The 15,218-nt window shown below is 76.0% G+C and carries 1 protein-coding gene; it reads right to left on the bottom strand.

The features are described from left to right. Window positions 1-25 precede the first annotated feature (25 nt). Window positions 26-15,211: a type I polyketide synthase gene (locus ACFW2G_RS18415; RefSeq protein ID WP_384680970.1), complete on the bottom strand. Its 15,186-nt coding sequence runs from the start codon at window positions 15,209-15,211 to the stop codon at window positions 26-28. Window positions 15,212-15,218 lie beyond the last annotated feature (7 nt).

The following is a 15,218-nucleotide window of genomic DNA, read 5'->3' as shown; positions in this document are numbered from 1 at the left end:
TCCTGGTTCGCGTGTCGGGTCGGTGTCATGACAGGCCGAGTTCGTTGTCGATGAGGTCGAAGAGTTCGTCGTCGCTGGCGCCGTCCATGCGGTCCTCGATGGAGTCGGCGCCCGTGCCGTCGCGGCCGACCGTGGCGGCCGGGTCGAGGCGACCCAGGAGTTCCTGAAGCCGGGCGGCGAGCCGTTCGCGGTCCGCCGGGTCGTCGACGCCGCCGTCGAGGGCGCTTTCCAGGCTGTCCAGTTCGGCGAGGCCGGGGGCCGGTGCGGGTCCGGCGTCGGGGACCAGTTCGGCGGCGAGGTGTCCGGCGATCGCGGCCGGGGTGGGGTGGTCGAAGAGCAGGGTGGCCGGCAGTGGGTGGCCGGTGGCGGCGCGCAGCCGGTTGCGCAGTTCCACGGCGGTCAGCGAGTCGAAGCCGACCTCCAGCAGGCCGCGTCCGGGCTCGACGGCGGCCGGGCCGCTGTGGCCGAGGACCAGGGCGGCGTGGGAGCGGACCAGGTCGAGGAGGACCCGGCCGCGCTGGGTTTCGTTGAGGGATCCGAGCCTCTGCTTCAGTGCTTCGGGTCCGTCGGTGCCGGTGCCGGCGGCGGGGCCCGCGGCGCCGCGCCGGGCGGCGGGGCGTACCAGGCCGCGCAGCAGGGCGGGGACGCCGCCGCTCGCCGCCTGGGTGCGGACGGCCGCGGTGTCGAGCCGCAGCGGGAGGACCACGGGGTCGTCGAGGGTGCCGGCGGTGTCGAAGAGGGCGAGTGCCTGGGCGGGGTCGAAGGCGACGATGCCGCCGCGGGCGATCCGTCGTAGGTCGGCCTCGGTGAGGCCGCCGGTCATGCCGGTGCTGTTGGCCCACAGGCCCCAGGCGAGGGAGCGGCCGGGCAGTCCGTCGGCGCGGCGCCGGTGGGCGAGGGCGTCGAGGAAGGCGTTGGCGGCGGCGTAGTTGCCCTGGCCCATGCCGCCGAAGACGCCGGCGATGGACGAGAACACGACGAACTCCGTCAGCTCCATGCCCGCGGTGAGTTCGTGCAGGTTGACCGCCGCGTCCACCTTGGGGCGCAGGACGTCGCCGAGCTGTTCGGACGTCATGGTGGCGACGACGCCGTCGGCGAGGACGCCCGCGGCGTGCACCACCCCGGTCAGGGGGTGGGCGGCGGGCAGGGTGGCGAGCAGGGCGGCGAGGGCGTCGCGGTCGGCGGCGTCGCAGGCGGTGATCTCGGCGTGCGCGCCCAGGGCGGCGAGTTCGGCGAGGAGTTCCGCGGCGCCTTCGGCGGCGGGGCCGCTGCGGCTGGTGAGCAGCAGGTGCCGGACGCCGTGTTCGGCGGCGAGGTGGCGGGCGACGTGGGCGCCGATGGCGCCGGTGCCGCCGGTGATGAGGACGGTTCCGTCGCCGTCCCAGCCGGGGGTGCGTCCGGTGGCGGCCAGCGGTACGCGGGCCAGCCGGGCGATGTGGACGGCCCCGGCCCGGACCGCGAGCTGGGGTTCTCCGGAGGCGAGGGCCTCGGCGAGGACGGCGGGCGGGGCGGCGTGGGCGGCGTCGAGGTCCAGCAGGACGAAGCGGTCGGGGTTCTCGGTCTGGGCCGAGCGGACCATGCCCCAGAGTGCGGCCAGGGCCGGGTCCGGGACGTCGTCGCCGGTCACCGGGACCGCGCCGGAGGTGACCAGGACCAGCTTCGAACCGGTCAGGCGCTCCTCGGCCAGCCAGCCGCGCAGCAGCGCGAGGAGCGTGCCGAGGCCGTCGTGGACGGCGTCGCGCAGGGTGCCGGGCGGTGCGGACGGGGTGGTGGCGGGCGGACAGGGCGCCAGGACCAGCCGGGGCGCCGGGGTGCCGGCGTCGAGCAGGGCGGTCAGCGCGGCGAGGTCGGTGACCGCCCGGCCGGGCAGCGGTGCGGCGCCGGGACGGGGTGTGCCGGTACCGGTGCCGAGCACGGTCCAGGACTCGGGGCCGTGGACGGTGCCCGCCGCCGTGCCGGCGCGTGCGGGCAGGGGCTGCCACTCGGGGCGGAACAGCTCTTCGTGGTGTCCGGTGCGGGTGGCCTTGAAGCGGTCGGGCGAGACGGGCCGCAGCACGAGGGAGCGGGCCGAGAGGACCGGCCGCCCGGTGGCGTCGGTCGCCCGCACGGCGACGGCGTCGCGGCCGGTGGGGGTCAGCCGCAGCCGGAGTTCGGTGGCGCCGGAGGCGTGCAGGCGCACCCCGTTCCAGGAGAACGGCAGCCAGCCCTGCGCGGGACCCTCCAGTACGTCGAACGCCAGCGCGTGCAGGGCTGCGTCCAGGAGGGCCGGGTGCAGGCCGAACGCGGCGGCGTCCGGCTGCTGCCCGTCCGGCAGGGTGGCGACGGCGTACACCTCGTCGCCGAGCCGCCAGGCCGCGCGCAGGCCCTGGAACGAGGGCCCGTAGGCGAACCCGCCGCCCGCGAAGCGGTCGTACAGGCCTTCCGTGTCGAGCGGGACGGCACCGGGCGGCGGCCAGGCCTCGGGGGCGGCCGGGTCGTCCGGTGCGGTCGCCGGTACGGGTTCCCCGGCGGGGGTGAGCAGGCCGCTCGCGTGCCGGGTCCAGGGGGCGTCGGGGCCGTCGTCGGCGGCCCGGGCGTGGACGCTGAGCGGTCGGGTGCCGGAGGCGTCCGGGCTTCCGACGGTGAGCTGGAGTGCGACGGCACCGCCCGCCGGGAGCACCAGCGGTGCTTCCAGGGTCAGTTCCTCGACCTGGTCGCAGCCGACCTGGTCGCCCGCGCGGACCGCGAGTTCCAGGAAGGCGGTGGCGGGGAACAGCACGCCCTCGTAGACCCCGTGGTCGGCGAGCCAGGGGTGGGTGCGGACGGAGAACCTGGCGGTGAAGAGGAAGCCGTCGGAGTCGGCGAGTTCGGTGCCGGCGCCGAGCAGCGGGTGGTCGACCGCCATCAGTCCGGCGGCGGGCAGTCCGGCCGTGGCCGGGCCGCCCTCCAGCCAGTAGGCGTCGCGCTGGAAGGCGTAGGTCGGCAGGCCTGCGGCGGCGCGGGACGGGCCGCCGGGGTGCAGGGCCTGCCAGTCCACCGGGACGCCCGCGACGTGCAGCCGGGCCAGGGCGGCCGTCGCGGCGGGCCCCTCGGGCCGGTCCTTGCGCAGCAGTGGCACCAGCACGGGCCCGCCCGCGCCGTCGCCGGCACCGATGCCGCTCGCGGTGTCGGCGGTGTCGGCCAGGCAGTCCTGGCTCATGGCGGTGAGCGCGCCGTCGGGTCCGAGTTCGAGGTAGGCGGTGACGCCCTCGCGCTGCAGCCGGCGGATGCCGTCCTGGAACCGTACGGTGCCGCGCACGTGCTCCACCCAGTAGTCGGGGGAGCCGAACTGCTCGGCGGTGACCGGTTCGCCGGTCAGGTCGGAGAGGACGGGGACCGTGGCCGGGGCCGGCACGATGCGGGCGGCGACCTCGCGGAACCCTTCGAGCATCGGCTCCATCAAGGGCGAGTGGAAGGCGTGCGAGACTCGCAGCCGGCGGGTCTTGCGGCCGAGCGCGGCGAGCGCGCCCGCGATCTCGGCCACCGCCGCCTCGTCGCCGGAGATCACCGTCGAGGCCGGGCCGTTGACCGCGGCGACGCCGGCTTCCTTCTCGCGGCCCGCAAGCAGCGGCAGCACCTCCTCCTCCCCCGCGGCGACGGCGAACATCGCGCCACCCGCCGGGAGGGCCTGCATCAGCCGTCCCCGCGCGGCCACCAGCGCCGCCGCGTCGGGCAGCGTGAGCACCCCGGCGCAGTGCGCGGCGGCCAGTTCACCCACCGAGTGGCCGAACAGCAGGTCGGGGCGTACGCCCCAGTGCTCGACCAGCCGGAACAGCGCGACCCCGAGGGCGAACAGGGCGGGCTGGGTGTACTCGGTACGGTCCAGCAGTCCGTGGCCCGGGGCGCCGGGGGCCGCGTCGATCACCTCCCGCAGGGGGCGGTCCAGCAGCGGGTCGAGTTCGGCGCAGACCGCGTCGAAGGCGTCGGCGAACACGGGGAACCGGGCGTACAACTGCGCGCCCATGCCGGTCCGCTGGCTGCCCTGGCCGGGGAAGAGGAAGGCGGTCTTGCCGGCCGGGCCGGTGACGCCGCGCACCAGGTCCGCGGACGGCTCGCCGGCGGCGAGGGCGTCCAGCGCGTCCAGCAGGCTCTGCCGGTCCGTGCCGGTGAGGGCGGCCCGGTGCTCGAAGGCGCTGCGGTGCAGGGCCAGGGCGCGGCCCAGGTCGGCGACGGCGAGGTGCGGGGCGCCCGCCACGTACCGCAGCAGCCGCCCGGCCTGCTCCCGCAGCGCGTCCGCGCTCCGCCCGGACAGCAGCCAGGGCAGGGCGGGCGCGTCGGGGGCGGCCGGTTCGGTGACGGCGGCCCGTTCCTGCGCCGGGCCGGTCACGACGGCCGGGGCCGGGCCCCCCGGCAGGGCTGGTTCCGGTGCGTCCGTGGGCTGTTCGAGGATGGTGTGGGCGTTGGTGCCGCTGACTCCGAAGGAGGACACCGCGGCCCGGCGGGGCCGGCCGGTCTCCGGCCAGGGGGTGTCGTCGGTGAGCAGCCGGACCGCTCCGGCCGTCCAGTCCACGAAGGGCGTCGGGCTGTCGACGTGCAGGGTGCGCGGCAGCGCCCCGTGCCGCATGGCCTGGACCATCTTGATGATGCCGGCGACTCCGGCGGCGGCCTGGCTGTGGCCGATGTTCGACTTGAGCGACCCCAGCCACAGCGGCTGTGCGGCGCCGCGCTCGCGGCCGTAGGTGGCCAGCAGCGCCTGGGCCTCGATCGGATCGCCCAGCCGGGTCCCGGTGCCGTGCGCCTCCACCGCGTCCACCTCGGAGGCGGCCAGCCCGGCGTCGGCGAGCGCCGCCCGGATGACGCGCTGCTGGGAGGGGCCGTTGGGGGCGGTGAGGCCGTTGCTGGCGCCGTCCTGGTTGACGGCGGAGCCGCGGACGAGGGCGAGGACCGGGTGGCCGTTGCGCCGGGCGTCCGAGAGGCGTTCCAGGACGAGCAGTCCGGCGCCCTCGGCCCAGGAGGTGCCGTCGGCGGCGGCGGCGAACGGCTTGCAGCGGCCGTCCTCGGCGAGCACCCGCTGCCGGCTGAACTCCACGAAGGCGCCTGGTGTCGACATCACGGTCACCCCGCCCGCGAGGGCGAGCGAGCACTCGCCGGCCCGCAGCGACCGGGCCGCGAGGTGGACGGCGACCAGCGACGAGGAGCAGGCCGTGTCGACGGTGACCGCGGGCCCTTCGAGGCCGAGGCTGTAGGAGATCCGGCCGGAGGCGACGCTGCCCGCGCTGCCGATGCCGAGGTAGCCCTCGAACTCCTCGGAGGGCTCGGTGACGCGCGAGCCGTAGTCGTGGTGGCTGCATCCGACGAAGACGCCGCTGTCACTGCCCTTGAGGGACAGCGGGTCGATGCCGGCCCGCTCGAACGCCTCCCAGGAGAGTTCGAGGAGCAGCCGCTGCTGGGGGTCGATGGTCAGCGCCTCGCGCGGGGAGATCCCGAAGAAGGCGGGGTCGAAGCGGTCGGCGTCGTGGAGGAAGCCGCCTTCGCGGGCGTAGGTGCTGCCGACCCGTTCGGGGTCGGGGTCGTAGAGGCCGTCCAGGTCCCAGCCGCGGCCGGTGGGGAAGCCGGAGATGGCGTCCTGCCCGGTGGCGACGAGGTCCCACAGCTCTTCGGGGGTGCTGACGCCGCCGGGATAGCGGCAGCTCATGGCGACCACCGCGATGGCCTCGTCCTCGGCCACGGCCGCCGCCGGTACGGGTGCCCGTCCGGCGTCGGCGGGCGCCGCCGCGGTGTCGGTGCCCGGCAGTTCGCCGCGCAGGTGGCCGGCGAGGACGGTGGCGGTCGGGTAGTCGAAGGCGAGGGTCACCGAGAGGCGCAGTCCGGTGGCTTCGGCGAGCCGGTTGCGCAGGTCGACGGCGGTCAGCGAGTCGAAGCCGATGTCCTTGAACACCTGGTCGGGTCCCACCGCCTCGGGCCCGGGGTGGCCGAGCACGGCGGCGACTTCGGTGCGGACCAGGTCGAGGAGGGCCCGGTCGAGTTCGGCCGGGGGCAGGGCGGCCAGCCGCCGGGCCGTCGGCTCGGCGCCGTCGCCCGTACGGGACCCCTGCGCGGCGTCGCGTACGGCCCGCACCTCGGGCAGGTCGGCGAGGGCGGCACTGGGCCGCAGGGCGGTGAACGCCCGGGTGAAGCGGTCCCAGGCGAAGTCGGCGATGAGGACGGCGGTGTCATCGTGGTCGAGCGCCCGTTGCAGGGCGAGGGTGGCGGTGGCGGGGTCCATGGCGGGCAGGCCGTCGCGGATCAGCCGTTCGCTGACGGCTCCGGAGGCGAGGCTGTCGCCGCCCCACAGGCCCCAGGCGACCGAGGTGCCGGGGAGGCCGAGGTCGCGGCGGTGCCGGGCCAGGGCGTCGAGGTAGGCGTTGGCGGCGGCGTAGCTGCCCTGGCCGGTGCCGCCGAGGGTGCCGGCCAGTGAGGAGAACAGCACGAAGGCGGTGAGGTCGAGGTCGCGGGTGAGGGCGTCGAGGTTGCGGGCGCCGTCCAGCTTGGGGTGCAGGACGCCGGCCGCGCGCTCGGGGGTGATCGAGTCGATCACGCCGTCGTCGAGGACGCCCGCGGTGTGCAGCACGGCGCGCAGCGGGCGCTCGTCCGGTATGCCGGCGAGCAGGTCTGCGAGGGCTGCGCGGTCGGCGACGTCGCAGGCCGCCGCGGTGGCCTCGGCGCCGAGGGCGCGCAGTTCGGTGAGCAGGTCGGCCGCGCCGGGGGCGTGTTCTCCGCGGCGGCTGGTGAGCAGCAGGTGCGCGGTGCCGGTGCGGGCGAGGCGGCGGGCGATCTGGGCACCGAGGCCGCCGGTGCCGCCGGTGATGAGGACGGTGCCCTCGGGGGTCCAGTCGCGGGCCGGGGGCGTGTCGCCGAGCGGGGCGTGGACGAGCCTGCGGCCGAAGACGCCGGAGGCGCGTACCGCGAGCTGGTCTTCGCCGTCCGGGCCGGTGAGCGCTTCGGCCAGCCGGGTGGCGGCCCGGTCGTCGAGGCGTTGCGGCAGGTCCACCAGTCCCGCCCAGCGCTGCGGGTATTCGACCCCGGCGACCCCGCCGAGGCCCCAGACCAGGGCCTGGAGGGTGCTGTCGATCGGGTCGGAGCGGCCGACCGACACGGCGCCGCGGGTGGCGCACCAGAGCGGGGCGTCGGCGCCAAGGTCGCCCAGCGCCTGGAGGAGGCCGACGGTCAGGGTGAGCCCGAGGGGCAGGGCCGAGCCGTCGCCGTGCGGTTCTTCGGCCAGGGCGAGCAGGGACAGCACCCCGGCGGGCGGCCCGCCTGCCCGTTCGTGCGCTTCGCGCAGCTGTACGGCGAACCGGGCCCGGTCGGTCGCGTCGGGGCCCGCTTCGACGAGGACCGGTACAGCGCCGTGTCCGCGCAGGGCGTCCGTGGCGAAGGCGACGGCCGGGTGGGCGGTGTGACCGGCCGGGGTGACGACGAGCCAGTTCCCGGTGAGGCGGGCCGGTCCGGCGGTCGGCAGGGGCTTCCAGGCGACCCGGTAGCGCCAGCTGTCGGCGGTCCGGTCGCTGTGCCGGCCGCGCGCCCAGTCGGCGAGGGTGGGCACCAGGGAGGCGAGGGCGGCGCGCAGTTCGCCGTTTTCGACGCGCAGGGTGGTGGCGAGGGCGTCGAGGTCTCCGTGGTCGACCGCCTCCCAGAACCCGGAGTCGGCCGGGCCGGTGCCGGCCGCGGCGACGGCGGCGGACGGGTCGGGGGTGACGGGGTCGAGCCAGTAGCGCTGCTCCTGGAAGGCGTACGTGGGCAGCGGCCGGGTGCGGGCGCCTGTCCCGGCGAACACCGCCTCCCAGTCCACCGGCACTCCGCGCACCTGGAGTTCGGCGAGCGAGGTGAGGAAGCGGGCTTGGCCGCCCTCGGTGCGGCGCAGCGTGCCGACGACGGCTCCGCCGGAGGCCCCGGCGGCCTCGACGGCCTGCTGGATCCAGACGGTCAGGGCGGGGTGGGTGCTGCATTCGACGAAGGTGTGGTGGCCGTCGGCGATCAGCGCGTCGACGGCCCGCCCGAACTCGACGGGCCGGCGCAGGTTGTCGTACCAGTACGCGGCGTCCAGGCCGCGGGTGTCGAGCGGGCCGCCGGTGACCGTGGAGTAGAAGGGGACGTCGGAGGTGCGGGGCGCGGTGCCGGCGAGGAGGGTGAGCAGTTCCTCCCGGATCTCCTCCACCTGCGCGGAGTGCCCGGCGAATTCCACGCCGGGGACCGGCCAGGTCAGCACGCCCGCCTCGGAGTACTGTGCGCACAGCCGCTCCAGGGCGGCGGGGTCGCCGGAGACGGTGACCGAGGTCGGCCCGTTGACGGCGGCGACGTCGAGGGCGCCGTCGTAGGCGGCGAGGGCGTCCCGTACGGCGTCGGCCGACAGGGGTACGAACAGCATGCCGCCGCGGCCGGTCAGGGCCAGCAGGGCCCGGCTGCGCAGGGCGACGATGCGGGCCGCGTCCTCCAGCGAGAGCGCGCCGGCCACACAGGCGGCGGCGATCTCGCCCTGGGAGTGGCCCACGACGGCGTCGGGGGTGACGCCGTGCGCCCGCCACAGCTCGGCCAGCGAGACCATCACGGCGAACAGCACCGGCTGGACCACGTCCACCCGGTCCAGCGGGGGCGCGCCGGGTTCGTCCCGCAGGACCGCGAGCGGCGACCAGTCCAGGTGCGGGGCGAGGGCGCGTTCGCAGGCTTCGATCCGGTCGGCGAACACCGGTGCGTGCAGCAGGAGTTCGCGGGCCATACCGGCCCACTGGGAGCCCTGGCCGGGGAAGACGAAGACCGTCCGGGACGCTCCGGCGACGGTGCCTTGGGCCAGGCCGGGAGCGCGCTCGCCGGCGGCCAGCGCGGCCAGACCGTCCAGCAGGGCGGCCCGATCCTCGCCGACGACGGCGGCGCGGTGGTCGAAGGCGGTCCTGGTGGTCGCCAGCGAGTAACCGACGTCGGCGGACGGTATCTCCGGGTGCTCCGTCAGGTGCGCGTGCAGCCGGGCCGCCTGGGCCCGCAGGGCCTCGGCGCCGGCCCCGGACAGCACCCACGGCACGGCGACGGGCACGGCCTGCGGGTCGGGTGCGCCTGCGTCGGCGGGCACCGACTGGGCTGCTAAGGCTGCGGATTCGACCGATGCGGGCCCGCCCGACGCGGCCCCGGCCGGTACCGACTCGGCGGGCGGCTGCTCGATGATCACGTGGGCGTTGGTGCCGCTGAGGCCGAACGAGGACACCCCGGCCCGGCGCGGGCGTCCCGTCTCCGGCCAGGGGGTGGCCTCGGTGAGTAGGGCGACGGCGCCGGCCGTCCAGTCGACGTTCGGGGTCGGCCGGTCGACGTGCAGGGTCTGCGGCAGCTGCCCGTGCCCTATGGCCAGCACCATCTTGATGATGCCACCGACCCCGGCGGCGGCCTGGGTGTGCCCGATGTTCGACTTCAGCGACCCCAGCCACACCGGCCGCCCCTCGGGCCGGTCCTGGCCGTACGTGGCCAGCAGCGCGTCGGCCTCGATCGGGTCACCGAGCCGGGTGCCGGTGCCGTGGGCTTCGACGGCGTCCACGTCGGCGGCCGACAGGCGGGCGTTGGCGAGCGCGTCGCGGATCACCCGCTGCTGGGCCAGGCCGCTGGGCGCGGTGAGCCCGTTGCTCGCGCCGTCCTGGTTGATCGCCGAGCCGCGCAGCACCGCGAGGACCGGGTGGCCGTTGCGGCGGGCGTCCGAGAGGCGTTCCAGGACCAGCAGGCCGACGCCCTCGGCCATGCCGAAGCCGTCCGCGGAGGCCGCGAAGGACTTGCAGCGCCCGTCCTCGGCGAGGCCGCGCTGCCGGCTGAAGCCGGTGAAGGAGAGTGGGGTGCCCATCACGGTGGCGCCGCCCGCCAGGGCCAGCCGGCATTCACCCGAACGCAGCGACTGCGCGGCCAGGTGGACCGCCACCAGCGACGAGGAGCAGGCGGTGTCCACGGTCACGGCAGGCCCCTGGAGGCCCAGTTGGTAGGAGACCCGGCCGGACAGCACGCTGGTGGAGATGCCCGCGATGAACAGGCCCTCCAGTTCCTCGGGGACGTCCCGCAGGTTGCCGCCGTAGCCCTGGTAGGAGGCGCCGGCGAAGATGCCGGTGGGGGTGCCGCGCAGGGAGGTCGGGTCGATGCCGGCGCGTTCGATCGCCTCCCAGGAGGTGGCGAGCAGCAGCCGCTGCTGCGGATCCATGGCGCGTGCCTCGCGCGGCGAGATGCCGAAGAAGGCGGGGTCGAAGCGGTCCGCGTCGCGGACGAACCCGCCCGCGGCGGCGTAGCTCCTGCCGGGCCGGTCGGGGTCCGCGTCGTAGAGGGCGTCGAGGTCCCAGCCGCGGTCGTCGGGCAGGCTGGAGACCGCGTCGCGCCCGTCGGCGACCAGCCGCCACAGCTCCTCGGGGGTGCGGACCCCGCCGGGGTAGCGGCAGCTCATGGAGACGATGGCGATCGGGTCGTCGTCCGCGGCGGCCACGATCGCGGGGGGCGGGCCGACCGCGGCGGGGGCCGCGGCGGCGCCGAGCAGTCCGGTCTCCAGGTGCCGGGCGAGGGCCGTGGCGGAGGAGTAGTCGAAGACGACGGTGACGGGCAGCCGCAGGCCGGTGGCGGTGTTGAGGCGGTTGCGCATGTCCACGGCGGTCAGCGAGTCGAAGCCCAGGTCGCGGAAGGCCCGGCCGGGGGCGACGGCGTCCGGCGAGTCGTGCCCGAGGACGGCGGCGGCGTGCGTGCGGACCAGGTCGACGAGCACCCGGGTCCGCTCGGCCGCCGGCAGCGGCTCCAGCCGCTCGCGCAGCTCGGCGGAGGCCCCCGCGGTCCTGGCCGCCCCGTCGGGCTCCGGTTCGGCGGCCAGCGCGGAGCGGACCTCGGGGAGTTCGGCGATCAGCGGGCTGGGGCGCGCCGAGGTGAAGACGGTCGCGAAGCGCTCCCAGTCGATGTCGGCGACCACGACCACCGTCTCGTCGTGGTCCAGGACCTGCTGGAGCCCGCTGATCGCGGTGGCGGGCGGCATGAAGAGCACGCCGTGGCCGCGCAGGGTCTCCTCGACGAGTGCGGCGGCCATCCCGGCGCCGCCCTCGGGGTTCCAGATCCCCCACACGACGGAGGTCGCGGCGAGGCCGCGGCTCCGGCGGTCCTCGGCGAGGCCGTCGAGGTAGGCGTTGGCGGCGGCGTAGGCGCCGTGGACGGCGCTGCCCCACACCCCGGAGATGGAGGAGAACAGCACGAACGCGTCGAGTGTGTCCCTGTCGAACAGCAGGTCCAGGTTCCGTGCCCCGCCGGCCTTGGCGTGCAGGGTCTCGGCGAACTCGGCGAGGTCGGTGTCGGGCAGCGGCACCAGCGACCCGGCGCCGGCGGCGTGGAAGACGGTGCCGATCCGGTGGCCGTCGCCTTCGAGGCCGTCCTTCAGGGCGCGCAGCGCTTCCAGGTCGGCGACGTCGCAGGCGGCCACGGTGACGCGGGCACCGAGCGCGGCGAGTTCCTCGGAGAGCTCGGGCGCGCCGGGCGCGTCCGGGCCGCGCCGGCTGACCAGCACCAGGTGTCCGGCGCCGCGCCGGGCCAGCCAGCGGGCGATCTGCGCGCCGATACCGCCGGTGCCGCCGGTGATGAGCACGGTGCCCCCGGGCCGCCAGTCGCGCCGCGGCGCGCTGTCCCCCAGGGCGGACCGGACCAGCCGGCGGCCGTGGCAGGCGGTGGCGCGTACGGCGACCTGGTCCTCGTCCCCGATCCCGCCGGCCAGGACCCGGCACAGGCGTGCGGCGGTGTCGGTGTCCAGGGTCTCCGGGAGGTCGATCAGACCGCCCCAGCGCTGTGGGAACTCCAGTGCGGCGACCCGGCCCAGACCCCAGAGGAGGTGCTGCGGGGCGCTGACCGGGCTGCCGGTGTCCTCGCCCGCGACCGATACCGCGCCCCGGGTCGCCCACCACAGCGGGGCGTCGATCCCGGCGTCGCCCAGGGACTGCACCAGGGCCAGGCTGAGCGCGGTGCCCAGGGGGACGGAGGGGTGGGCGGAGTGCGGGCGTTCGTCGAGGCCCAGCAGCGACAGCACCCCGGCCGCCTCACCGGGCAGCGCGTCGAGAGCCGTGCGGAGCCGGTCGGCCAGTACGGTCCGGTCGGCCTCCGCCTCGGCGAGCCGTACGCGGACCACGGCGGCCCCGGCCCGCTCCAGAACGTCGGCGATGGCCTCCGCGCGGCGCGCCGCGTCCTCGGACTGGCCCTCCGAGGACAGGACGAGCCAGGTGCCGCCCAGGGCGGCCGGGGGGGCCTCGGGCAGGGCGCGCCAGGTCACCCGGTAGCGCCAGGAGTCGGCGACCGAGCGCTCGGTGCGGGCGGTGCGCCAGCCGGCGAGCGCGGGCAGCACCACGTTCAGCGGGTCCTCGGGGGTCACCCCGAGGGTGGTGGTGAACCGGTCCAGGTCGCCCCCGCCCAGGGCCTCCCAGAAGTCGTCGTCCCCGGAGGCCGTGCCGGAGGTGCCGCCGGCCGCCGGGCCGGTGTCCTCCAGCCAGTACGGACGGCGCTGGAACGGGTAGGTGGGCAGCGGGACGCCGTCCGTGCGGTGTCCGGCGAACACCCGCTCCCAGTCGGGCGGCAGCCCGCCCGTGTGGGCCTCTCCGAGGGAGGTCAGGAAGCGGTCGAGGCCTCCCTCGCCGCGCCGGAGCGTGCCCACGACCACGGCGGGGCCCTGTGCGGAGTCGGCGGCACCGGCCGCGTCGGCGCTCTGCTGCACGCCGAAGGTGAGCACGGGGTGCGGGCTGGGCTCCACGAAGAACCGGAAGCCCTCCCCGAGCAGCGTGTCCGTGGCGTTGCCGAACTCGACGGTCTGCCGGAGGTTGCGGTACCAGTACTCCGCATCCAGAGCCTTCGTATCCAGCCAGCCACCCGTCACCGTCGAGAAGAACGGCACCGAACCCGAGCCCGGCGCCACCCCGGCCAGATCCGCGAGCAACTGCTCACGAATCTCCTCCACATGCGAAGAATGCGAGGCGTAATCGACCTCGATCAGGCGCGCCCGCACCCCCTCCTCCACGAACTCCGCCACCAGTTCCGCGACCGCGTCCGCATCACCCGACACCACCGTGGACGAAGGTCCGTTCACCGCCGCCACCGACAGACGACCATCCCACCCGGCGATCCGCTCCCGTACCGCGTCCACCGGCAGCGGCACCGACGCCATCCCACCCCGACCCGCCAACACCCCCACCGCACGCGAACGCAACGCCACCACCCGAGCCCCATCCTCCAGGCTCAAACCACCCGCCACACACGCAGCCGCGATCTCACCCTGCGAATGCCCCACCACCGCATCCGGAACAACACCGAACGACCGCCACACCTCCGCCAACGACACCATCACAGCCCACAACACCGGCTGCACCACATCAACCCGCCCCAGCAACTCCCCCGACCCCAACGCCTCCACCAACGACCAATCCACAAACGGCGACAAAGCCCGCTCACACTCCGCCATCCGCCCCGCAAACACCACCGACCCAGCCAGCAGCTCCACAGCCATCCCCACCCACTGCGAACCCTGACCCGGAAACACCAACACCGTGCGGCCCGACGAGACGCCGTCGCCCCGCACCAGCCCCGGCACCGACCGGCCCTCGGCCAGCGCCCTGACCCCGTCGAGCAGTTGCTCCGGGCCGGTGCCCACGATCACGGCCCGCCGCTCGAAGGCCGTACGCGTGAGGGCGAGGGCGCGGCCGGTCCCGCCGGCCCGCAGGGGTCCGGGGCGGGTGCCCAGGTGCGTCAGCAGCCGGGACGCCTGCTCCCGCAGCGCCTCCTCGGTGCGCCCGGACAGCACCCAGGGGAGCGGGTGCGCGTCCGTACCCGCCGCGGTTCCGGCTTCGGCCGCCGGTTCGGCCTCCTCCGCCGGGGCCTGTTCCAGGATCAGGTGCGCGTTGGTGCCGCTGACGCCGAAGGCGGACACCCCGGCGCGGCGCGGACGGCCCCGGTCGTCCCAGACGCGGGCCTCGGAGAGCAGTTCCACGGCGCCCGACGACCAGTCCACCATCGGTGTCGGCCGGTCAGCGTGCAGGGTCCGGGGCAGTTCGCCGTGCGCCATGGCCAGCACCATCTTGATGACGCCGCCCACCCCCGCCGCCGCCGAGGTGTGGCCGATGTTCGACTTCAGCGAGCCCAGCCACAGGGGCTGCCGGGCCGGCCGCCCCTGACCGTACGTCGCCAGCAGGGCCTGCGCCTCGATGGGGTCGCCGAGGGTGGTGCCGGTGCCGTGCGCCTCCACCACGTCCACCTCGGACGCCGTCAGGCCCGCGTCCGCGAGCGCCGCCCGGATGACCCGCTGCTGCGACGGGCCGCTGGGCGCGGTCAGGCCGTTGCTGGCGCCGTCCTGGTTGGTGGCCGAACCACGGACCACGGCCAGCACCGGGTGCCCGTTGCGCCGGGCGTCCGAGAGGCGTTCCAGCAGCAGGACGCCGACGCCCTCGGACCAGCCGGTGCCGTCCGCACCGGCGCCGAACGCCTTGCAGCGGCCGTCGGCCGACAGCGCGCGCTGCCGGCTGAACGCCACGAACGCGTCGGGGGTCGCCATCACCGACACCCCGCCGGCCAGGGCCAGCGTGCAGTCGCCCGCCCGCAGCGCCCGGATCGCCAGGTGCAGGGCGACCAGCGAGGACGAGCAGGCCGTGTCGACGGTCACCGCGGGCCCTTCGAGTCCCAGGGTGTAGGCGATCCGGCCGGAGACCACGCTGCTCGCGGTGCCGGTGTCCAGCAGGCCCTGGACGTCGGGGAGGTGGCGGGAGCCGGCGCCGTAGCCGTTGCCGATCGCCCCGAGGAAGACGCCGGTGCCGGTGCGCCGCAGCGCGCGGGGGTCGATGGCGGCCCGTTCGACGGCCTCCCAGGCGGTCTCCAGCACCAGCCGCTGCTGGGGGTCCGTGGCCAGCGCCTCGCGCGGCGAGATCCCGAAGAATTCGGCGTCGAACTCGGCGGCGTCGTGCAGGAATCCGCCGTGCCGGGTGTAGGAGGTGCCGGGCCGCTCGGGGTCCGGGTCGTAGAGGCCGTCCAGGTCCCAGCCGCGGTTAACCGGCCAGCCGGACACCGCGTCGGCGCCGCGTCTCACCAGGTCCCACAGCAGTTCGGGCGTGTGGGCGCCGCCGGGGTAGCGGCAGGCCATCGAGACGATGGCGATCGGTTCGTGGCGGGCCTGCTCGGCCTCGCGCAGCTGCCTCCGGGCGTCACCGAGGTCCGCGGTGGCGCGCCTGAGGTAGTCGAGCAGCTTCTTGTCGTCGGACATCGGGTCC

This window comes from Streptomyces sp. NPDC058880 (genome assembly GCF_042742535.1).
Classification (GTDB): domain Bacteria; phylum Actinomycetota; class Actinomycetes; order Streptomycetales; family Streptomycetaceae; genus Streptomyces.
The sequence above is the reverse complement of the archived record's forward strand: the minus strand, read 5'-3'. Positions and strand labels throughout refer to the sequence as shown.